This window comes from Acidobacteriota bacterium, from assembly GCA_026393755.1.
In the GTDB taxonomy this organism is placed as follows: Bacteria; Acidobacteriota; Vicinamibacteria; order Vicinamibacterales; family JAKQTR01; genus JBAXOX01.
This window is the reverse complement of record JAPKZO010000028.1, coordinates 59,350-81,421: the sequence shown is the minus strand read 5'-3', so window position 1 is coordinate 81,421 and position 22,072 is coordinate 59,350. Positions and strand designations below refer to the sequence as shown.

15 protein-coding genes are annotated in these 22,072 nt (G+C 65.4%); 7 read left to right on the top strand and 8 right to left on the bottom strand.

What is annotated here, in order from left to right; genetic code table 11:
• Positions 1–186: 186 nt before the first annotated feature.
• Both NTV05_10860 and NTV05_10855 read right to left on the bottom strand, forming a co-directional pair.
• Positions 187–3,579 (bottom strand): N-6 DNA methylase, encoded by a 3,393-nt coding sequence (locus NTV05_10860; protein MCX6544893.1) that lies wholly within the window; start codon positions 3,577–3,579, stop codon positions 187–189.
• Complete coding sequence (locus NTV05_10855) at positions 3,576–6,161, bottom strand: DEAD/DEAH box helicase (GenBank protein MCX6544892.1); 2,586 nt, start codon at positions 6,159–6,161, stop codon at positions 3,576–3,578. Before NTV05_10855 ends, NTV05_10860 begins: the two co-directional genes overlap by 4 nt.
• A gap of 202 nt (positions 6,162–6,363) precedes the next feature.
• Between NTV05_10855 and NTV05_10850 the strand changes: the two genes are divergently transcribed.
• On the top strand, positions 6,364–8,406 hold the full coding sequence (locus NTV05_10850) for a S9 family peptidase (GenBank protein MCX6544891.1): 2,043 nt from the start codon (positions 6,364–6,366) through the stop codon (positions 8,404–8,406).
• Between the two features lie 20 nt (positions 8,407–8,426).
• Complete coding sequence (locus NTV05_10845) at positions 8,427–9,083, top strand: peptidylprolyl isomerase (GenBank protein ID MCX6544890.1); 657 nt, start codon at positions 8,427–8,429, stop codon at positions 9,081–9,083.
• A gap of 17 nt (positions 9,084–9,100) precedes the next feature.
• Here NTV05_10845 and NTV05_10840 read toward each other — a convergent pair whose 3' ends face one another.
• Positions 9,101–9,652: a hemerythrin domain-containing protein gene (locus NTV05_10840; GenBank protein ID MCX6544889.1), complete on the bottom strand. Its 552-nt coding sequence runs from the start codon at positions 9,650–9,652 to the stop codon at positions 9,101–9,103.
• Between the two features lie 60 nt (positions 9,653–9,712).
• The gene (gene queF, locus NTV05_10835) at positions 9,713–10,060 is read right to left on the bottom strand and encodes a preQ(1) synthase (GenBank protein MCX6544888.1); all 348 of its coding nucleotides are present in this window, start codon (positions 10,058–10,060) and stop codon (positions 9,713–9,715) included.
• A 186-nt stretch (positions 10,061–10,246) separates the two neighbouring features.
• Here queF and NTV05_10830 point away from each other — a divergent pair, with 186 nt between their 5' ends.
• A complete protein-coding gene (locus NTV05_10830) occupies positions 10,247–10,546 on the top strand; it encodes an HU family DNA-binding protein (protein ID MCX6544887.1) in 300 nt (99 codons plus the stop codon).
• A gap of 72 nt (positions 10,547–10,618) precedes the next feature.
• On the opposite strand, the gene NTV05_10825 is transcribed toward NTV05_10830, so the two are convergent.
• From NTV05_10825 to NTV05_10810, 4 genes are all read right to left on the bottom strand, one after another.
• On the bottom strand, positions 10,619–12,445 hold the full coding sequence (locus NTV05_10825) for a sensor histidine kinase (protein ID MCX6544886.1): 1,827 nt from the start codon (positions 12,443–12,445) through the stop codon (positions 10,619–10,621).
• Positions 12,442–13,968 (bottom strand): ABC transporter substrate-binding protein, encoded by a 1,527-nt coding sequence (locus NTV05_10820; protein MCX6544885.1) that lies wholly within the window; start codon positions 13,966–13,968, stop codon positions 12,442–12,444. The genes NTV05_10825 and NTV05_10820 overlap by 4 nt, the downstream gene beginning before the upstream one ends.
• Before the next feature lie 160 nt (positions 13,969–14,128).
• Entirely contained in the window at positions 14,129–15,550 is a 1,422-nt protein-coding gene (locus tag NTV05_10815) for a radical SAM protein (GenBank protein MCX6544884.1), read from the bottom strand.
• A 286-nt stretch (positions 15,551–15,836) separates the two neighbouring features.
• Positions 15,837–17,213 (bottom strand): sigma-54 dependent transcriptional regulator, encoded by a 1,377-nt coding sequence (locus NTV05_10810; GenBank protein ID MCX6544883.1) that lies wholly within the window; start codon positions 17,211–17,213, stop codon positions 15,837–15,839.
• Positions 17,214–17,517: 304 nt separating this feature from the next.
• On the opposite strand from NTV05_10810, the gene lpdA reads away from it, so the two are divergent.
• The 4 genes from lpdA (at position 17,518) to NTV05_10790 (ending at position 22,017) form a co-directional block, all read left to right on the top strand.
• Positions 17,518–18,933, top strand: coding sequence for a dihydrolipoyl dehydrogenase (gene lpdA / locus NTV05_10805; protein MCX6544882.1), 1,416 nt, complete (start codon positions 17,518–17,520; stop codon positions 18,931–18,933).
• Between the two features lie 119 nt (positions 18,934–19,052).
• A complete protein-coding gene (locus tag NTV05_10800; protein MCX6544881.1) occupies positions 19,053–20,426 on the top strand; it encodes a dihydrolipoamide acetyltransferase family protein in 1,374 nt (457 codons plus the stop codon).
• Positions 20,427–20,536: 110 nt separating this feature from the next.
• Positions 20,537–21,199: a lipoyl(octanoyl) transferase LipB gene (lipB, locus tag NTV05_10795; GenBank protein ID MCX6544880.1), complete on the top strand. Its 663-nt coding sequence runs from the start codon at positions 20,537–20,539 to the stop codon at positions 21,197–21,199.
• Positions 21,200–21,366: 167 nt separating this feature from the next.
• Positions 21,367–22,017: a sigma-70 family RNA polymerase sigma factor gene (locus NTV05_10790; GenBank protein ID MCX6544879.1), complete on the top strand. Its 651-nt coding sequence runs from the start codon at positions 21,367–21,369 to the stop codon at positions 22,015–22,017.
• Positions 22,018–22,072 lie beyond the last annotated feature (55 nt).

Below are 22,072 nucleotides of genomic sequence, written 5' to 3'. Positions count from 1 at the left end.
GGCGTTGCCTGGTCTGCCTGCCCTGAGTTCGGTCGAAGGGACGATCCGGCAACCATTAATTCCGACCTGCTGCCGTCCTGCGCCGACCGGCTGCCAGGACGACAACTGCAGTCCGAGTGTAACTCTCCACGACGCTCGTCTCCAACTTCTCAAGGTCCGCCACCGCCGCTCGCCCGCCCGACCGAATCAACGCGACGCCGCGAAAGCCGTCATTACGGCGCGCCGGATGGAGTCATCCACCAACGGGAAGGAGTCCAGCACGAGGCCCAACTCCTCTTCCGACAGACCATAGAGATGCGCCGCCTCTGCCTGCAGTCTGGCGTAAGCCCCGTCCCAGTCGCGACCGGACCTTCCCAGTTCATGCGCCAGCCTGACCAGACGCGCCGCCTCGTCCGACCGCGCGTCGGGTCGAGGCATCGGCAGCCGCTCAACCGTCTGCGTGCCCAGGTGCAGCGTCACCCACAGCCGAACCAGGTAGTTGGCGACGAGGCTGTTGAGCATGCCGCACAGAAACACCTGATCCCGAAGCGGCAGACGCGTCTTCAGGCAGACGACCGTGTGGACGGCCACGGTATGACGGGGGAGAATCGCGGAGATCAACGTGAGGCGGTTCGAGGACGAAGCGACGTCACGATAGGCGAGTCGCGGCCGCCTCGTGGCGTGCCAGACCGCCCGGGCCGCAAGCGCTTCCGGATTGCCAATCCACCGCGTGCAGGCTGAGAGGCGCACGACAAACGGATCCAGGTGCTTCCCTTCGATGACCGGGATGGTGCCCTGGCTGGTGGTAAAGATGCCGCGATCGTCGGTGGCATTCAGTTCGCGCCCGAAGGTCGCACCCCATCCGCGATGATCCCCAAGCGGCGGGAAGCGATCGACCAGCCGGGTGACCAGGCGCATGTCCGGTTTGCTCCGAAGATGGGGGATGGCCAGGCCTGTTCCAGAAACGCGCTTCAGGAACTCCGGTGTGATCGTCACAGCGGAATCGCGACCGGAGTGCCCGGCCGCGCCAGACGACAGGGCTTCCAGTTCGGATGGGTCACGCGCGCCGAATCGGCAGCGGGTTCGTCGCGTGGGCGTGCCGGTGGTGGTGGACAACAGCAGAAAGCGCACGCCTCGATGGATCGGGAAGATCCCGGCGGCGTTCTCCATGCCGACCAGTCGATCGGTGTTGCACTGTTCGAACAGCACACGCCGGAGGTCGGCACATCCATGGTCCGATGCCAGCCCCCAGGGCACGACCAGGCCCACGCGTCCGCCCCGGCGAACCAGGCGCAGACTGCGCTCGACGAACAACTGATACTGGTTTGCGTGACCGTGATTGCATGATGTGTAGACGCCGGCGGCGCGCGCAAATCGCGTGACCTGCGCGGCGAAGGCGCGCCGATTCTCGCGCTGGTCGTCGGGAGCGCCGTCGCCCCTGAGCATTTCCCACGGAGGGTTTCCAACGATGGCGTCGAACCCTCCGGCGCAAAGTGGCCTGCCGTCGCTGTCGAAGAAGACCTCGGGGAATTCCAGCGTCCAATGGAAGAAGCGCCTCGACTCGGCGATGCGCCGAACCTGGGACAGCCGGGGTTCGACACACCGAGGCGGCAGCGCCGCCGAGCCGTGCGCGACCGCGGCCAGAAGGTCGGCATATTCGTGTTCGTCCGGCGCAGGCGGGGTGGCCGTGTCCCAGAACCAGCACGCGCACCACAGATCGGCCGCCCGCTTGAGCGGGACGAGCGGGCTTGATGCCGACCACAATCCCGCGAGCAGCTGCTCTTTGTCGTGCACCGCCTCGGCGGTATCGTCCTCCACTTGCTCGAGCCGGTTTCTGACCGGCAGGACCCGTTCGAGCGCCGAACCGATGTCGCTTCCGTCGGCCAGCGGCAGCGTTGATGAGCACGCCAGGCGCCGGCCCGTTCCGGGCGGCTGCCGCGCCAGGTCGTCGAGCGATGCGCCGAGCAGGCTGTCTCCAACCGCCAGGTGATGGTCGAGAAAGGTCAGCGGCCGATCGGCGGCGAGCGTGGCCAGCCACAGCGACAGCCGCGCGACCTGCACGGCCATCGGGTTCAGATCGACGCCGTAGAGACAGCGCCGGGCGACGATCCTGCGGAACCCGGCCCGATCGGCTTCTGTGATGTCCGCCGGAAGCCAACCGCGCTCGCGTACAACCGCCTGCTCGTACGCAGACGCCAGGTACCGGCATGCGGAGACAAGAAACGCACCGCTCCCCATGGCGGGATCGAGCACGCGTAACGCGAGGATGCCTTCGGCGGTGGCGCCGCTGACCAGGCGTTGAAGTGTCTGCCGGACCAGATAGTCCGTCATGCTCTGCGGCGTGTAGAACGTCCCGCTCGCCTTTCGCTGGCTGCGATGGGCGACCAGTGTCACGCCAATCGCCGACGTGCGGTCGCGCTTGCCGGCCGGCGGACTGTGTGGTGCCAGCGCAACGACCGGTTCGTAGTCGAGCACGCTTTCGTAGACGGCGCCCAGTTGCTCGACACCCAGATCGCGGAACGAGATTCGTTCGCGTCCCGTCGTGCCCGGGCTCGTTGTCAGTGCCACGAGCGCGTTTCCGACCAGGTTGTCGTCGAGTTCGCGCCGTTCGGCGAGTGGAGTTCGAACCGGAGCAAACAGGCGGCCATTGAAGGGCGTGACGCGCAGCGTGCCCGCATGGCAGCCCGCGTGCGCGAGGCGCGAAAGGGCCTGGAACGCCTCCCACAGGCCGCGTCTGCGTCCAGGGCGCTCGGCTTGAACGCGCAGCGCCTCGATGGTGTAGCTGGCGCGATACACCGGATGCCACACGGGCACCAGGCCGCGCGATTCAGCGAAGAGCAGAAACAGCATGCGGTAGATGATCGTGAGCGCCTGCTCGAAGGCCGCGTCCCGATCGACGGCATTGATCCAACGGCCCGGGTCTCTCCGGCCGGTGTTGAAGAGCGCCTGCAGCAGGAGCGCCAGCGCGTCGCGGACGCCGTCGCGCAGCGACGCGCAGACGGCCACGCCGTGGCGGGCCGATTCGACCGTGATGCGCCGAGTGAGTTCGGCGAGAGCTTCCGGCCGCAACAGTCCCCAGAACAGCGCGAACGACGCCGGAGCGCCTGCGACCACTTCGAGGTCGAAGTCGACGAAGGCCCGGGCGTAGCTGCGGCGGGCGTCACAGAGCCGCAAGCTGCGGCCGTTGAAGCAGGCAACCCATTCCGTACCCGCATGCATCGCCAGCCTTGCGAGATCGGTCCAGTTCCGATCCATGGGATCACCCCACGGGAAGACCGCCACCGGCAGCGTGACACCGGTTGTGCGCGCCACGGCCGGCAGCATCCGCGCGGGCTGTCTGCTCCTGCATTCGCACAGGCAGAAGCCCAGCGCCTCGACCAGCGGCCCCGCTCCAGAATCGGCCAGCGTGCGCAGGCTTGACGCGGGTCCCAGCCGGCTTCCGTGTTGCCTGAACCACGATCCGAGGGCGTGGCACGCGCGTTGGCGAGTCGACTCGCCGAGTTGCCCGGCGAACATTCCGCCGAGCCGGCGTTCCGCGAAGGCGCCCGACACCAGCGTGCCGGTGACGCCCGGAAGACCGCCGCAGCCGCGGGGCGTCACGGCGTGACCATCAGCAGAAGCTGGAGCACCGGATGTTCTGCCAGCGCGACGTCGCCCGGTCCCGCGCCGAGCATCGCCGGAGAGGTGGCCGGCCACTCCTGTTGTTCTGCTTCGCGCTGTCGCTGCTCGGCTTCGCGCTCCGTCCGGCGATCGAACAGCCCGCCCTGGATCATCAGTCCTTCGCCGATCGAGATCAGTCCTTGCGCACGCGACCGCGAGAAACCGGCCGTTTCTTCCTGTGCGTGCATCCTGCGCGTCGTCTCGAGACGCTCAGTCGCTGCGCGCAACGCCAGCGCGTCGGATGCCGGTCGAAACATCGACAGCCACTCCCGCGCCATTGCCACCACCTCGCTCCGGCGGCTCAGATGCGGCAGCATGAACGGCGTAAACAGAGGCAATAGCGCGTCGTCCACGCGGCCGCCAGCGGCGTCAACCGTGGTGGCGTGGTACACGGCGACCGCGCCAGGCCGCGCAAACCGGCCGCGCAGGCGGCGCGCCGGGATCGCCGCGACCATTGGCGAAGGGCGTCGCCAGGCCCCAATGCCGCGGGTACGAGGCACAGGACGCGTCTGGCGTGCGAGCGACACCCGGATTGCGCGCCGCTTGGCCAGGCGTGCGCACTGGTGCAGGACTTCCTGGTCAAGCGAGACGCGCTCAATCGTTGACGACAGCGCCTCCGGCGTCAGAGGTGGCGATGACGACCAGGGAACAGCCGCGCCCGGGTCGTCAGCCAGGACGCCGGCGATCGTCATGTCGCCGCCGGGCCCAAGCACGTCTTCGACCGGCCCCAGCGTGTCGCGAATACACTCGATTCGACGGACCAGGCGGGCAAGAAGGCTGGCTTCGTGCGTGCCCGCCGCGACCAGATTGACGGCATGCACGGTGCGCCGCTGGCCAATCCGGTCGACCCGGCCGATGCGTTGCTCGAGGCGGATCGGACTCCATGGCAATTCGAGATTGATAACGAGCCGGCAGGCGGCCTGCAGGTTCAGTCCTTCGCCGCCGGCGTCGGTGGCGAGCAGTACGCGCGCGCCACCCCCGACGAACCGGGAAACCGCCTCGGCCCGCGAGCGGCGATCCATCCCGCCGTGCAGAATCGCGCGCGACACTCCCGCCGGCAGCACGCGCTCGATTGCCGTGATCGTGTCGCGGAACTCGGTGAACACGATGCACGGCTCCGACACGCGGCGCAGGACGCGGCCAAGCACGCGCGCCTTGCTGTCGGTCGCAGCGGCTGCGCGCGCCAGCTCGACCAGCGACGCGAGCACGCTCCGTTCTTCCCGCTCGTCGTCGAATCCGGGCGAGGCCAGCAACACTGCCGGCGTGTCGTCGGCCGATGACACGTCCTCGTCGAGCGGCAAGTCGAGTTGCGCCACGAGCGCCGAGATCGGGTCGGCCAGATGGGCCATCCTGAATGCGAGCGACTCGGCCAGCGAGGCCATGCTCGAGAAGGCCCGCTTCAGCAGGACCATCGTGGCCAGCCTCGCGTCGGCCCCATCCTTGTCTCTGCGCTCCCGCCAGATCCTTCTCACGTACGCCAGCAGGCGCCCGTGCAGCTCGCGCTCGGCTTCCGTCTGCCGCACCGGCAGCAGATGCACACGCCGCGAGGTCTTGAAGCCGACATCCGTTCTCGATCGCCGGAACAGGACGATGGGCTCGTCGACCGCAGTCGCACCAATCCGGCAGAGCGCATCAAACGCCGCCTGGTCGCCAGAGTGGGGGGTGGCCGTCAGCAACAGCACCCGGCGAGCCCGGCGTGCCAGGGCGTCGGCGGCCGCGCGCCGCAGACTGTCGTCTGATGCGGCATGCGCCTCGTCTATGACGATGATGGTCCATGCGAGACACGCGAGGCCGGGAAGAACATCTGGACGCTTCACAAAATCAATCGACGCGACGATCAGGCGGTCGACTGACCATGGATTGACCGACGCCGGCAGATCCGCGCGGGCCGCGCGCAACCACGCCGCGTCGGCGACGATCGGGTTGAGGCCAAACCGATCGCGCAGTTCCCCGGCCCACTGGTCGCGCAGCCCTGACGGAGTCAGCACGAGCGCGCGCTGCAACGAGTGGCGCGCCAGCAGTTCCGCTATCACCAGCGCCGCCTGGATCGTCTTGCCGAGACCAACCGCATCCGCCAGGAGCACGCGAGGCACACCACGGATCGTCATGGCGAGCGCGGGCTCGAGCTGGTAGGGATAGATATCGATGGCGGCCGCGACCGGTGCCGAGAGCAGGTCGCACCTCCGCTCACTCGAAAGCGCGGCGAGCAGAGCGATCATCCACGCGCGCCGCGTGACGACGAATGGTGCTGGCTCTCGAGCGAGCGCTTCGGGCCGATCGAACGGTTCGAGCAGCACCCGAGTCGGCGGGTCGGCGATCCCCAGGGTGTCACGCCGCCCGGCCGGGGTGCGATCTGGCTCGGTGGACTCGAATGGCAAGTCGTCTGCCGTCCCACTGGCGCAACTGTCAGGATCGACAGGCTCCAGTTCCAGTTCCGTGCAGTCGGCGTGAAGGGTCTGGCGGCGAAGCCGCCAGATGGCGCCTCGCACGGCGAGAAGCTCGCCCGGAATGTGACTTTGCATTTTCTGCCATCATCGCGTGGCGTCCGCGTTGCAGAAATTGCAACGTCCATGGTCCAAAGTGCCCGATTTACGAGCATTCGCGGCGTGGCGTGATTTGTCTACGCAATCCCCGTGCTATCCTCGACCGTTATGGGTTGGCCGGCCAGACGGGCGCGACGAATCGCGCCCCTACGCGGTCGGGTGGTCCTCCGTGGAGGCACTTATGCATCGCCGCGCGTTGTTTCTTCCCGTTCTTGCTGCCATCGTGATGGCGTCCGTGCCACTGGTGCGGGCGCAGGCCCCTCCGCCGTTCACGGTCGAGGAGATGCTGAAGCTGAAGCGCCTTTCCGACCCGCAGCTCTCGCCTGACGCCGCGCGGATCGCTTACGTCCTCACCGAGGTCGATCTGGATGGCAACAGCCGGCGCAACCAGATTTCCTTCGTGCCGGCGATCCGGACACCAGGGCCTCCTCTCCAAGGCGGCCGGCCGCGTTGGTCGCCGGATGGCAAGCAACTCGCGTTCGATTCGGCCGATTCAAGCATCGTCATCTACCGCTTTGGCGCCGCCAGCGCGCCGCCACTTCGCACGATAAGGCTGGCGACCGGTGCAGCCGGCGTGACGTGGTCGCCGGACGGCAAGTGGATCGCGTTTGTGTCGGATGTCTTCTCGGAGTGTGACGGCAACGTCGCAAGCGAGGCGGCGTGCAATCAGTCAGCGCTGAAGAAGCGGGAGGCGGTCAAGACGAAGGCGCGGGTCATCGACAATCTGCTGTTTCGCCATTGGACCGGCTGGAAAGACGGGCGCTACAGCCACCTGTTCGTCGTGCCGGCCGACGGGTCGGCGCCGCCGCGCGACCTGACGCCGGGCCGATCGGACGTGCCGCCGTTCTCGCTGGGCGGGCCAGACGACTACGCCTTCTCGCCCGACTCGAAGGAGATTGCGTACGCGACCAAGACCGATCCGGTCGAAGCCATCAGCACCAACAGCGACATCTTCGCGCTCGATTTTCGAACGCCTGGCGCGAAACCAAGGCAGATCACGACCGCCAAAGGCGCCGATTCCGGGCCGCAGTACTCGCCAGACGGGAAGTACCTGTCGTGGAGGTCGCAGCTGCGGGCGGGCTTCGAGGCCGACAGATGGACAGTGACGCTGCTCGATCGGGCGACCGGCGAACGGAAGATCGTGGCCGGAGACTTCGATCGAGCCGTTGACGCGTGGGTGTGGACGCCCGATTCGAAGGCTGTGTATCTGACGGTAGAAGAAGATGGCGGCGTGCGCGTGTATCGGGCTGAATTGGCCGGCGGCGCGCCCAGGCTGATTCTCAAGGACGGATCGAACGGCGACGTGCAGTTGTCGGCCGACGGGAAGACCCTGGTCTTCACGCGCAACTCGCTGACCGCGCCCGCCGAGATCTACAAGTCATCTGCCGACGGCACCGGCATCACCGCGGTTACCACGCTCAACAGGGAGTTCCTCGCAAAGTTCAGCTTGAGAGCTGGAGAGGCCATCACGTTCGCCGGTGCGGGCGGCGCGCAGGTGCAGGCCTGGATCGTCAAGCCGAACGGGTTCAAGGAAGGGCAGAAGTACCCGTTGCTCTATCTCGTGCATGGCGGCCCGCAAAGCGCGTGGAGCGATTCGTGGACCTATCGGTGGAATGCGCAGGTGTTTGCGTCGGCCGGCTATGTGGTCTTCATGCCGAATCCGCGCGGATCGACCGGTTTCGGCCAGAAGTTCACCGACGACATCAGCAACGACTGGGGAGGCAAGCCGTTCGACGATCTGATGAAGGGCGTCGATGCCGCCGAGAAGCTGCCCTATGTGGATGCCACGCGGAAGGTTGCGGCAGGCGCCTCCTATGGCGGCTACATGATGAACTGGTTTCTCGGCCACACCGATCGCTTCAAGGCGATCGTTTCGCACGCCGGTGTGTTCAACCTGACGAGCATGTACGGCGTCACCGAGGAGTTGTGGTTCCCGGAGTGGGATCTGGGCGGCATGCCATGGACCAATCCGGAGAGCTACGCGAAGTGGTCGCCGCACACCTACGCGAAGAACTTCAAGACGCCGACGCTCGTTTCGCACGGCGAGCTCGATTTCCGCGTGCCGGTCGGCGAGGGTCTCCAGCTGTTCACGACGCTGCAGCGCCAGGGCGTGCCGTCGCGGCTGCTGTACTTCCCTGACGAAGGGCACTGGATCAATAAGCCGCAGAACAGCGCCTTGTGGTATCACACCGTTCTGGACTGGCTGGGACGCTGGATCAAGTAGACCAGATGAAGGAGCCGATCATGAGTATGCGACCGTTTGCCGTGTTCATGTCAGTGATGATGGTGTTGGCCGTGGCCGCGGTGGCGTGCGCGCAGCCCGCGTCGGGTGGGCTCAAGAATCCCGCCGCCCTGAAAGAGACGGCGCCGGCCGTCTACAAGGCGAAGTTCGAGACCAGCGCCGGCTCGTTCGTCGTCGAGGTGCACCGCGACTGGGCGCCGCTTGGCGCGGACCGGTTCTACAACCTCGTCAAGAACGGGTTCTACGACGACTGCCGCTTCTTCAGGGTGGTCTCTAATTTCATGGTGCAGTTCGGGATCAGCGGTGATCCGGCGGTGTCGGCGGTCTGGCGGGGCGCGCAGATCGGCGTCGATCCGGTCAAAGAGAGCAACAAGCGCGGCTACATCACCTACGCGATGGGCGGATCGCCAGATACGCGGACGACGCAGGTGTTCATCAATTTCGGCGACAATGTCAGGCTTGACGGGATGGGATTCGCACCCTTTGGGAAGATCGCGTCCGGCATGGACGTTGTCGAAAAGATCTACTCCGAGTACGGCGACGGCGCGCCGAGGGGCAAAGGTCCCGATCAGGGCCGGATCCAGGCGGAGGGCAATTCCTACCTGGCGAAGGAATTCCCGAAGATGGACTACATCAAGAAGGCGACGATCGAGAAGTAGGGAGGGCGCGACCCGATCTATCCCGGGTATGCCGCCTCGAGTTCGTCAATCACCTTGTGGAAGCGTTCGTGCTCGCCAGGGCCCGTGACTCTGGCTTCGTGCTCGTCGTACGCCTGCAGGATTTCCGCGTCCTTGTGGGCCCCGATCACCTGGTCGGCCATCCGGAACAGGATGTTGTTCTCTTTGTGGATGTGATTGGTGAGCAGGTTGGCATAGGCTCGCGCCGCGCGGGCGAACTGTGCCAGGGGCTCGGCAGAAGCGCCGAAGGCAGATGCCGCGGCTGACATGGCCTTGACTGCCGCGCGGCCTTGATCATGCTCCGCGAGCATCACGGCGATTGGGCCGCCGTCGCGGGGCATCCCGGCTGCTTCCATCGCGGGAAACAGCACGCCTTCTTCCTTGGCGTGATGGCATCCGTCGGCGAACTTCCTGATGAACTCGATGATCGCGTTCGCATCCGCGACCGGAACGGGCTGACCGGATTCAGCCTTATCAGCCATGCGGTCGAGCACCGTCACGCCGCGCATGATGAGCTCGTGTTCGTGCATCAGGATTTCGGTGGCTTTCATGTCTCCCATTGAACCACGGTTCGGGGAGTGGCGCTACGACGGTCGTCATCTCGGTCCCAGTCACGGCTGGACGAAGGTTGCAGTGACCGATGTCTTGATGCCGCCGCGGGCCGTGAAATTGCCCACGACTGTCATCCTGCGCGGCTGGCAGGCTGCCACCAGGTCGTCGAGAATCTGATTGGTGGCCGCCTCGTAGAAGATGCCCCGGTTTCGATAGTCGAGCAGGTAGAATTTCAGTGCCTTTAACTCAAGGCACCGTTGGTCGGGCACGTATGTGACCAGGATTTCGCCGAAATCCGGGAGTCCGGTCATCGGGCAGACCGAGGTGAATTCCGGCGCGCTGATGACGACCTGGTAATCACGGCCGGGGCTGGGATTCGGAAACGTCTCGATCGTCACACTTGACATCGAGGTGAATATTATCACTTAGAGGCCTGAATCCGGGCTGCATCCACGGATTTGAGCAATTGACACTGGCCGATTCTGCGCGTTAGGATGCAACGACATTCGAATTGACTCCTGAGGTCGCTGGCCGCGCGCACAGCAGACCATCCAGCAGCACAACGCGCGCGGGCTTTGACGAGGAGAGAAGCAATGGCTGAGGCCCGGAGGATGGGCAAGTCGGAACTGTTTGCGCACTTTGCCGAGCGCTTCGAGGTGAAGCGGGCAATGGCGCGCGAGTTCTTCGAAGAGCTGACCATGCTCTCGGAGAAGGAACTGAAGCGCTCGGGCGAGTTCGTGCTCCCCGACATGGTGAAACTGGTGATCCAGAAGCGCAAGGCCCGCCTGGGGCGCAACCCGGCGACGGGGGAGCCCATCAAGATCCCGGCCAAGACCGTGGTCAAGGCGCGCATTGCCAAGAAGCTGAAGGACGCTGTTCTGCCGCGCAAGTAAGTTGGGGATAGTCGTGTGGCTCGGTCCGGCCTGGGGCCAGGCCGTGCCACACGGCATCTCATCCATCCCTCGCTATCCGGCCGTCTCAGGCGGCGGGATCTGCCCGAATTCCAGGACGAACGTCGTGCCCCGCCCGACCTCGCTCGTCACGCTGACGTTCCCTCCCAACTGTTCGACGATCTTCTTGACGATGGCCAGGCCCAGACCGAGGCCTTGACGCTTGGTCGTCGTAAAATCCTCGAACACGGTGGCGATCCGGTCCGGCGCGATGCCGCACCCGGTATCGCTCACGCGAATCCGGACCTTCCCGCCGATCGCCGCTGCGTCCATGACGATCCTTCCCCGCGGAGGGGTCGCCTCGATCGCGTTCAGCACCAGATTTCGGCACACGCGGCCGAGCGCGAACATGTCGCCCAGCATGAACAGGCGTGCGCGGCCCAGTTCCACACTGAGCGCCACGCCGGCGGTGGCGGCGTTGGCGCGCATCGACTCGCCGATATCTGCCACCAGGGTGTTGAGATCGAGCGGAAAGCGCTCGAGCGGCATGGGGCGCGCAATGTTCCGGAGATCTTCGAACACGCGCCTGATCGTGCCGAACTCGCGGTCGACGGTCCGGCGGAACATCTCGCGATACTCCGGGTCGTCGTGCATCTTGAGTATCAGCCGGCAGTTGTTCTGAACGTTCTTGAACGGGTGCGACAGGTCATGCACAAGGCCTGCCGCCACACGTCCGAACATCGCATGGCGCTCCTGCCTTCGGACGTCTGCCTGCAGCTCCACCAGGCGATCGGCCATCCCGTTGAATGCGGCCCCCAGCGTGCCGAGTTCCGACTTCGACTCGATGGCGACGCGCTCATCGAGTCGCCCACTGGCGATTGCCTGCGTGCCCGTAATGAGCGCCGTGATGGGCCTGATGAGCGATCGCCCCCACACCCAGCCGACCAGGATCATAATCAGCAACGCGAGGCTGATGGCGCCGACGAGCTGATTCTGCAGCTGGTCAGCAATCGCGTATGCTTCGCGGGTCGGCTGCGAGACCACGACCGTCCAGCCAAGGTCCGGAATGTCGATGCCGACCGCAAGCATCCGACCACCGACAAGGCGTTCGTCTTCCCTGACGACGGGTGCGTCGGTACTCTGCCCATGCAGGGCGTCGATGATGGCGTTGATCGTTGGATCGCTGCCCTGTATCCGGCCGCCCTGTGTGCGCACGACGGCGTCGGTGGCCACTCTCGACCGCTCGTCCGGATTGCCATGCGCGAGCAGTTCGCCGCCCGGACCAAGAACCAGTGCGTATCCCTGTGCGCCGAAGCTGATGCGGCCGACCATTCGCCACAGTTCCTCAATGCTGAATTCGCCCACCAGCCATCCGGCCCCCTGCTGGCCGCTCGCCGCAATCGGCGCGACCACCAGCGTGGTTGGCAGCATGTCGCCGTCGACGAACACGTGCGACATCCGGACCCTATCGATAATCCTCCCGGCCGCCTGCCCGCTCCGCGGAGTCCAGTCCGCTGTGAGTTGAGTGAACTCAGCTGCCTTCAACACAGCCGGGAGGCCCAGCCGGCTGGTTGCGACGGCGTTGCCTGAGCCGTCGACGACCGTGAGTTCGCGGAATTCCGGAAAACGCAGCACGTAATTCTTCAGGATTCGATCGGTCTGCTGGGGCGTGAGGCTGGTGTTCTCCAGGTCCGCGGCCAGGGCCTGGAGAATCTGGAGGTTGGTGGAGATGTACCGCCGCACCTGTTGGGCGACCTGGCGCGCGACATTGAGGTGGCTCTCCACCACGGTGCGGCGCGTTCCGACATTGAGCGAATAGAGCGACACCGCGCCGTACGTCAGCAACGGCACGACGGCGGCCGTCGCCAGCATGACGGCAAAGCGGACGCGCAGTGTCCTCATGGCGGCACGCCTCCGGGAGTTCGGATGCGCCACCGGCTCAGGGTGTGTAGCGCGTCCCGGCCCGCCGCGCCCTCGGGCAGTTCGAACCGGCGGCTGACGGCCTGAACCGAGTCGCTCCACGCAAGCACGATGGCCGGCGGGTTCTCGCGCAAGGCGAGACGCAACGCCCTCATCGCCATGCGCGTGCCGTGATCGTCCGGCGCGTTGCGCATCTGCTCGAGCGCCGCGTCAACCGCCGCATCCCGGTAGCCCCAGAAATTCAAGCGCTTCGACGTTCCCGGCGAATGCCAGAACTGGTAATGAATCGTCCGATATGGCCCGCCGACCAGGTTCGTCAGCACCGCGTCGAAATCGCCCGCGTTGATGCGCCCGTTGTAGACGTCTGCGGGCAGCGCCTCAATCCGCATTTCGACGTTGACCAGCCGCAGCTGGCGCTGCACCAGCAACGCCAGGCGTTCGTAGATGGTGAAGCCCTCCGGCAAGAGGCATGTGAACTCGACGACTGGCGCTCCGGCCTTCGAGCTGCTCGGCGGAAGGCCGCCGCTGCGGCGGGCGGCGTCAAGCAGGCCGGCCGCTTCGGCAGGATCGTACCGCCACGCAGGCACACTGTCATCGCGCGCCCAGAACGACGGCCAGATCGCATCGACGCCGGCGCGGCCCTGGCCCTTGAGTGCCTGCTGCACCAGTTCGGCGCGGTCGACGCCGAGGTTCAAGGCGCGCCGCACTGCCCGATCGCGGAAGACCGGCCGCCCCGAGTTCATGACGATCGTGTAGGCGAAGTAGCTCAGATACGAACGCACCTGAACGCCCGACTGGTCACGGAGGAACTCGGCGGTGTCCGGCCCGACATCCCACAGGAAGTCAACGCGCCCGCGCATCATCTCGGCCCAGGCCGTTCTCAGCGTGTCATACGCCTTCACGATCACCCGGCCGATTGCCGGCTTGCCAAGATAGTAGTAGGGGTTCGCGTCCAGCACGATCTCGTCCTTCGTCGCCGATGTGATTGCAAACGGGCCGGTCCCGACCGCGGGGCTGTCGTCGGCTGTCTGGTGCGCGACGGTCATGACCAGATCGTCAAGCAGGAACGCGCAGCGGCGGTTGAGCCGGACGACCACCTCGCGATCGCCCTCGACCGCCGTCTCCCTGATGTCGGAGACGCACACCGAGAGCGTCTGACCGGATCGATTGTCGCGTGCTTCATCGCGTGCCTGATCGAGATGGCGCTTGATGTCGGCGGCGGTCAGCCTGGTGCCGTCCTGAAACTGCAACTGCGGCTTGAGCACAAGCCGCCAGGTCAGGCCGTTGTCGGTTTCGGACCAGCTGTCGACGAGTCGCGGAGAGGTTCTGCCGCTGGCGTCACTGCCGGTTGGCCGTTCGCGGGCGAGGGTATTGGCGAGTGCGCGAATACTGTGCGATGGATCGATCTGGCGGCTTTGCGGCACGCCGATGACGATGGTCGCCGGTCCCGATGGCGGGGCGGGCGGCGTGGAGGTCCCGCACCCGAGGGCAGACAGCGCCCACACGATGCCCGAGGCGATACAGATCGCGCGGGCGGAGCAACTGCCTGCCCCCTCCCAGGGTGTGCATGGTTGCCGCGCTAGTTGATGTCCTCTGGTGGGACGCAGATCATCCACGGGCAGAAATCGATCGGGGGCTTCTCGCCCCGCTTCACCACTGTGATCCTCATTGTAACCCTCCTGCTATGGCGCCGGCGGTATCTTCCGCCAGCGCAATCAACGCCGATTCAAACGCACGCTTGTGACATGACGGCGCTTTCATGTCGCCAAGTTCCGCGTGGGAAGCGACCGCACAGCCGCCCCCGCACACCGGAACGAACGAGCAGTCTCCGCACTGGTGCCAGGGCGCGAGCCGCTCAATTTGTGAGGCTGCCTCAGACAGCACGCCGTTTTCGCCGGCAGCGATATTGCCAATCGCCAGCGCGTTGGCGCCAGTGAATCCAGGGCATGCGTAGCGCGACCCGTCGGGTCCGATCGTGTGCGAGTGCCGGCGGTACAGCTCGCACGGGCCCATGTGTACGCCGTCGGCGGTGGAGAAGCCGTGCCGCTTCGTTTCTTCGCGCAACGTCGCCATCTGGTCGTCGGCGAAGCGGCAGCTGTCGCACGCCGACGCGCCGCCGCTGCCCGCAACGCTCATGCACGATCCGTTCTGCGACGGGCGGTCCGTTCCCACGTCGGTGAGTGGAATCGACCCAGCGGGCGCCTCCGCCGAACGCGGAGCGATCACGGGCTTGAATGTGACCTTCGAGATGCGGCCGGCGAAATCCTGACTCTTGAGAAAATCGAGCAGCGCGGGATAACTCCCGGCAGTGGAGCCGTCGAAGTTGCCGCCAATCGCGACAGGCGTTCTGTCCGCCACGCGCCGGATGTTGGCGATGATGCGATCGAACGTGCCCTCGCCGCCGCGCGCCGGGCGCACCCGGTCGTGCGTGGCGCGATCGCCGTCGAGCGTCACCTTGACGCCGGTCAGCCCGAACGGCAGCATCCGATCGACGATCGCGGGAGAAAGAAGGAGGCCGTTCGTGATGATGCTGACCAGTTGCCGCACGCCTCTGGCCTGCGTCGCCTGCCAGCAACGGCCGGCGATATCGATCATCGCCGGCGTGTTCAGCAGCGGTTCGCCCCCGAAGAAGGTGAGCACCAGGCGGCGCGGATTGACCGCGTCGAGCTGGCCCGCGATCCACTCGGCTACCCGGGCAGATGTCTCGAGCGACATCTTCGGGGCCGGACGTCCGGCCGCCGCATGGTCGCCTTGATAGCAGTAGTCGCACGCGAAGTTGCACTGCAGCGTGGTCAGAATCGTGATCCGCAGCTGTGAGGTGTCTTCGCGGAATTCGTGGAAACGCCGCGCGAGCGCCGCCTGTTCGGAGGTGCGATCCTGGACCAGGAATCCATGTTCGGCAAACGTCGCGAGCGCGTCGCGAACGTCGGCAGCGGCATGTACCGTGTCCTCGCAGGTATCGCCTGGCCGGTCGACCAACCGCGCCGCGTCCGCCGAAACCACCACCTGGGCGTCAGTCAACGTGTTCATCAAGAACACGTCGCCCGTCGACAGCGGCACCCGGACGTTAAAGGCGGACGGCTCCATGGTCAGTCGATCTCCGCCCTCGCCAACTGCAACCGCCGGGCCAACACCCGGCGGCTGAGCAACTTCGTGTATCAATGTGAAACAGCGGTCAGCAGGACGAGACAACTCTCAACAATTTTGGAGGTATGCCGCGAGTTCTGGCATCACGGCGTGTAGCGGCTGCGCCATTGTGTGCAGACGGCAAGCGGGCGGGTGCCGGCCCGGATTCCGGTCGATTGCAGAAACTGCAATCCGGAGCCACCAAAACGGTTGCAATTTCTGCAATATCGGGAGGAGACGGAGTGGGCTAGCTGCTGCGCAGTTTCCTGGCGATCTCGCGGATGTCGAGGCGGTCCATCTTGTGTTTGAGCGTGCTCAGCGGCACGCCGAGCGCCCTGGCGGCGGCTGTCACGTTCCAGCCGGACTGTTCCAGCGCGCGGAGAATGAAGTTGCGCTCGAAGGTCTCGCACGCTCTGTCGAGCAGCGCTTCGGTCACCGTTTCAGGCTTCACCAGCGATGCGAGGTGGTACTCATAGGGCAGATGCGCACTCTCGATCACGTCCTGGTCGCACACCGCGACCAGCCGTTCCACCAGGTGTTCGAGTTCGCGCACGTTACCCGGCCAGCGATACCCCTGGAGCACCACCATCGCCGGCGCGCTGATTCCGCGGATCGACTTCTTGAACTTCGCGTTGTACCGCGACAGAAAGAACAGCGCCAGTTCCGGCAGGTCCTCGACGCGATCCCGGAGCGGCGGGACGTTGAGCGGAATCACATTGATCCGGTAGTAGAGATCCTCGCGGAACCGTCCGTCCCGCACGGTCTTCTCGAGATCGCTGTTGGTCGCGGCGATGATCCGCAGATCCACCTTGATTGATCTGGTGCCCCCGACGCGCTCGATTTCGGATTCCTGAAGGGCGCGCAGCAGCTTCGCCTGCACGTCTGGTTTCAGTTCGCCGATCTCGTCGAGGAACAGCGTGCCGCCCGAGGCGATCTCGAACTTGCCCAGCTTCTGCCGCACCGCACCGGTGAACGCCCCCTCCTCGTGGCCGAAGAGCGCCGACTCGACCAACTCGCCCGGAATCGCGGCGAGATTGACCGGCACGAACGGCGCCTCGGACCGGTCCGATTCGCGGTGAATCATCCGTGCGAGCAGTTCCTTGCCGGTTCCGCTCTCGCCGAGGATCAGGACTGTTGCAGACAATCCCGCCACCTTGCGCACCAGTTCCGCCACCTGCCGCATCTTGACGCTCGGACCCTGGATGAACTGGCGTTCGCGGTCGTCGGCGACCTGCGCTGACAGCGTCATGACCTTGCGGCTCAGGTCGATCCGTTCGCATGCATTGCGCACGAGCGACAGCACGGCGTCGTACTCAAAATCCTTGGAGATGTAGTGGTAGGCACCCAGCTTCATCGCCTGGACCGCCGTCTCGACTTCATTGATGGCGGAGATCACGATGACTTCGACGAGCCGCTGCGTCTCCTTGACGCGGCGCAGCACCTCCAGCCCTCCAATACCGGGCATCCGCACGTCGAGCAGGATCACATCGACGGTTTCGCGGTTGAGCACGCCCAGCCCGTGTTCGCCGTTCGAGGCCCGCAGCACCCGATAGTCACGGCGCAGGATTGCCGCCAGGGTGTCGCGCATCCCCTCGTCATCATCGACAATGAGCACCGTCTTCATGCTGGGCTTCACGCTTGGGGATCTCCCGGGTTACGAGCGCCTGATTGTAGGCGCCCGATGGCTGCAAGTTCAAGCGTGACGGGCGGCTACCGGGCGCAACCGCGCCCGCGGCCGTTGCTTGACAGTGCCGCGAGCCTCCCGGTAACGTGAACTCTCGACGCCTCCGGAACCGGAAGTAGAGCCGGTTTCAGAACCTCTCCTCGCCGCTCAGGAGGGTTGTGAAGCCGTCTCCAGTGACGCCCAGGCCCGCGTCCGACACGTTGTCGTTCGTGGGGCTCGTGGTCCACCGCAGGAGCAGCCACCCGTGGCCAACCAGTACGACGTCATCATCGTCGGCGCCGGCACCGGAGGATATCCGGCGGCCATCCGCGCCGCGCAGCTCGGCCTCAAGGTCGCGGTCGTCGAGCGCCAGAAGACGCTCGGTGGCACCTGCCTGAATTGGGGCTGCATTCCGACCAAGGCACTCCTGGAGCACGCGCACGCGCTCAAGATCGCGCAGGGTGCGAAGGAATGGGGCCTGGTGATTGGACCTGACGCGCCCCGCATCGACATGAACCAGGTGCAGGTGCGGAAGGACAAGATCGTGACGATCCTGACGCGCGGCATCGAGTTCCTGTTCAAGAAGAACGGGATCGACTGGATCAAGGGCAGCGGCCGGCTGGCCGGCCCGGGCAAAGTGGAGGTCACCGGCGGAGAAACGCGGCTGGTCACCGCAACCCAGATCATCGTCGCGACGGGGTCGAGCGCGCGCAGCGTGCCGGGCATCGAGCTCGACCGGAAGCGCATCATCACAAGCGACGAAGCCATCTTTCTGCGCGAGGTGCCGAAGTCGATTGTCGTGCTCGGTAGCGGTCCAATCGGGGTCGAGTTTGCCACTGTCTTCAAGCGGTTCGGCAGCGACGTCACGGTCGTCGAGCTGCTGCCGCATCTGGTGCCGCTCGAAGACGAAACCGTTTCCATTGAGCTGGAGAAGGCGTTCAAGAAGCAGGGCATCAAGTTCCACACGTCGACCACGGTCACCGCCGCCCGCGCACGAGCGGATGGCGTGGATCTCGACATGAAGATGCCGGACGGCTCGACACAGACGCTGTCGGTGGAGTACCTGCTGGTGGCGACCGGCCGCGGCCCTGTCACCGCCGGACTCGGCGCCGAACAGGTCGGCCTCGCCCTCGAGAGAGGCTACGTGCGTGTCGACGAACAGTTCCGGACGAGCGTCGCTGATGTGTCGGCGATCGGTGATGTCATTACGTTTGGCGCGCCCGGGCATCTGCAGCTCGCTCATCTCTCGACGGCCGAGGGCATCGCGCTGGCCGAGCGGCTGGCAGGCAAACCCTTCCACGCGATCAATTACGACCAGGTGCCCAAGTGCACGTATTGCGATCCCGAGATCAGCAGCGTCGGCCTCACCGAGAAACAGGCCGTCGAGCGGGGCTACGACGTTCGGATCGGGACGTTCCCGTTTGGCGTGCTGGCGCGCGCCCGCATCGCCAATGAGACCGACGGCCTCGTCAAGATCGTGGCCGACAAGAAGTACGACGAAGTGCTCGGCGTGCACATGATCGGCCCGCGGGCGACCGAGTTGGTGGCCGAGGCCACACTGGCGCTTCGGCTCGAGAGCACGGTCGAGGAGCTGATTCGCACGATTCACGCGCACCCGACGATGTCCGAGGCGGTGGGCGAGGCCGCGCATGCAACGCACGGGGCGGCGATACATGGGTGATAGAGGAGACTGGGGATGCGGGCGCAATGAATTGCGCCCCTACGAGACCGCACCTGCCAATCGGCCGTAGGGGCGCGATTCATCGCGCCCGACGATCACACATCCGAACGAGGTTCTTCATGTCCGATGTCGTCATGCCGCAGATGGGCGAGTCGATCGCTGAGGGGACCATTGTTCGCTGGATCAAGAAGGTCGGCGACCGCGTCGATCGCGACGAGCCGCTGTTCGAAATTTCGACCGACAAGGTCGATGCCGAAATCCCCTCCCCGTCGGCCGGCGTACTGCTGGAGATACGAGCCAAGGAGGGAGAGACCGTTCTGGTGAACAGCGTCGTTGCGGTGATTGGCGAGGCTGGCGCGGTCGCCGCGGCCGCTCCCGTTCCCGCCAAGGCGATAGAGTCGCCATTGCAGCCGGCAGTGCCAGCTTCACCGCCGCCCGCTCCCGCCACTGCCGCGCCCGCCGCTCCGCCGGTCACTGCGGCCCAAGTTTCGGCGCCTGTCGCTTCGGCACCCTCTGTGGGGGCGGCGATGGCGGTCCCCCCGGTTCAGCCGACGGCACCGAGTGGCTCCGGGCTGTCTGGCGATCAGTTGCGGCGGATCAAGTCGTCCCCGCTTGTCCGCAGGATTGCCGACGAGCATCACATCGACATCTCGATGATGTCCGGCACCGGACTCGGCGGCCGCGTGACCAAGCAGGACATTCTCGCGCACATCGAGAAGGGACCGGCGACAGGAGGGGCGGCGCCACAGGGCGCGCCACTTCCGGCGCAGGCGGCGACTCATGTTCCGGTATTCAAGGCGGGAGACAGCGTAGAAGTCGTCCCGATGTCGGTGATGCGCAGGAAGATCGCCGAGCACATGGTGTTCAGCAAGCGAACCTCCGCGCACGTGCACTCGGTGTTTGAGGTCGACTACACGAGGATCGCGACGATCCGCGAGGCGAACAAGGCCGACTACGAACGACAGGGCGTCAAGCTCACCTTTATGTCGTTTCTGATGAAGGCGGCGGTCGACGCGCTCAAGGCGGTGCCCATCGTCAACAGTTCGGTTGACGGGGACACCATCGTATACAAGAAGGAGATCAACCTGGGCATCGCCGTCGCCCTTGATTGGGGCCTCATCGTCCCCGTCATCAAGAAGGCTGATGAGAAGAACATGCTGGGTCTGAGCCGGGCCATCCAGGATCTGGCGTCTCGCGCGCGGGCCAAGCAGCTCAAGCCCGAAGAGGTTCAAGGCGGGACGTTCACGATCACCAACCCCGGCGTGTTCGGCGCCCAGTTCGGCATGCCCATCATCAGCCAGCCGCAGGTGGCCATTATGGGAGTCGGCCACATCGAGAAGCGCGTTGCCGTCATCGACGACATGATTGCGATCCGAACCAGGGGGTACCTCTCGCTCGGGTACGACCATCGCATTATCGACGGCGCGGTGGCCGACGAGTTCATGTCGCACGTGAAGAGAGCGCTCGAGAATTTCGAGGCGAGTGCTGTGTAGCACGACACGGTGCCGGCGGGATGGCGGTTTCCGGAGCGGCCCCTCGAACCAGGAAGGAACAGGCAGAGACGCGGAGGAACCGGCGTCCCGCCGGCAGTCATCAATCAGCGATGTCGTCAACCCGCCCGCTCACCGTCCGACGTCTGGGACTGATCTCCTACGCCGAAGGCCTCGAGCTTCAGCGGGCACTGGTCGCGAGGCGCATCGCCGGCGACGTCGGCGACGAACTGCTCCTGCTGCAGCATCCGCACGTGCTGACGTTCGGCGTCAAGGCAGGGGAGAGCCGGCAGCACGTGCTGGCTACGCCCGGACGGCTTGCCGAACTGGGAGTCGAGATCCACGAGACCGGCCGCGGCGGCGACGTGACCTATCACGGTCCCGGCCAGATCGTCGGCTACCCGATTCTGAGCCTCAAGCCCGACCGGTGCGACGTCCATCGCTACGTGCGGGATCTTGAAGAGGTGATGATTCGAGTGACAGGCGACTACGGATTCGCCGCCCGGCGAATCCAGGGGCTGACCGGGGCATGGGTCGGGGCCGAGAAGATCGGGGCGATTGGCGTCCGCATCCAGCGCTGGGTGACCAGCCACGGCTTTGCGTTCAACGTGAATACAGATCTCGACTTCTTCAAGCTGATTGTCCCGTGCGGAATCTCCGACCGGGGTGTGACCTCGCTGGGGCGGCTCACCGGGCGCGACCTGCGGATTGACGAAGTGGAAGATCGCCTGATTGCGGCGTTCTGCGACGTCTTTCAACGCACAAACACAAACTGACACTAGCATAAGTCGTTTGCAATCAATAATTTGAAGACTCGGTTAAAACACGATTGAATTAGTCGGAATAAACAGGGATAATTGGCATGGCGCAATCAGACACGTATGGTTTCGATTCCGGAATGCGGTTGGGGGCTCCGTGATCCGGGTAGCTGGAGAAGGTAGTCATGGCAAGTGTTCTTGCTCAAAACGTCAAGGATGCGGAGCTGGTCAGGCGCATGCGTGGGCGCGACGAATCGGCGCTCGATGAGCTCGACACCATTTACCGGTCGCGGATCAAGCAGCTGGCCCTGCGCTACGTCAAGACCCCGGAAGATGCCGAGGAGATCGCGCAAGACGTGCTGATGAAAGTGTACCGGCGCGTTGATGCGTTTCGCGGGGATGCCGCGTTGTCGTCGTGGATCTACCGCATCACGTTCAACGCCGCGATGTCGAGACTCCGCTCCCGGCGAAGCGCGTCACATTTCGAAGTGCCTGAACACGCTCTGATGGCCGATGTCGAAGAGCGCGGCGGCCACGCTCGTCACGAAACCCCGGATTGGTCGCGGATGGCCGATGAGGCGCTGCTGCGCGGCCAGATGCGCCGAAAGCTGGCGCGGGCGTTGCCCGAACTTCCCAGCATTTACCGCGTGCCGGTCATTCTGCGGGATATCCAGGGGTTATCGACCGAAGAGGCGAGCGCGAGGCTTGGCATCAAGGAACAGACCCTCAAGTCGCGGCTCCACCGTGGCCGCGCGTTTCTCCGGGCTCGCCTGACCGAATTCCGGGGCGGCCTGGAGATGCACCGGGCGATCCGGGCCGGCGTAGCCGCGGCATGATCCGGCGTCCACTTGCCTCGCCGGCGGCGGGTGCTAATCCAACTGCCTGGATCGG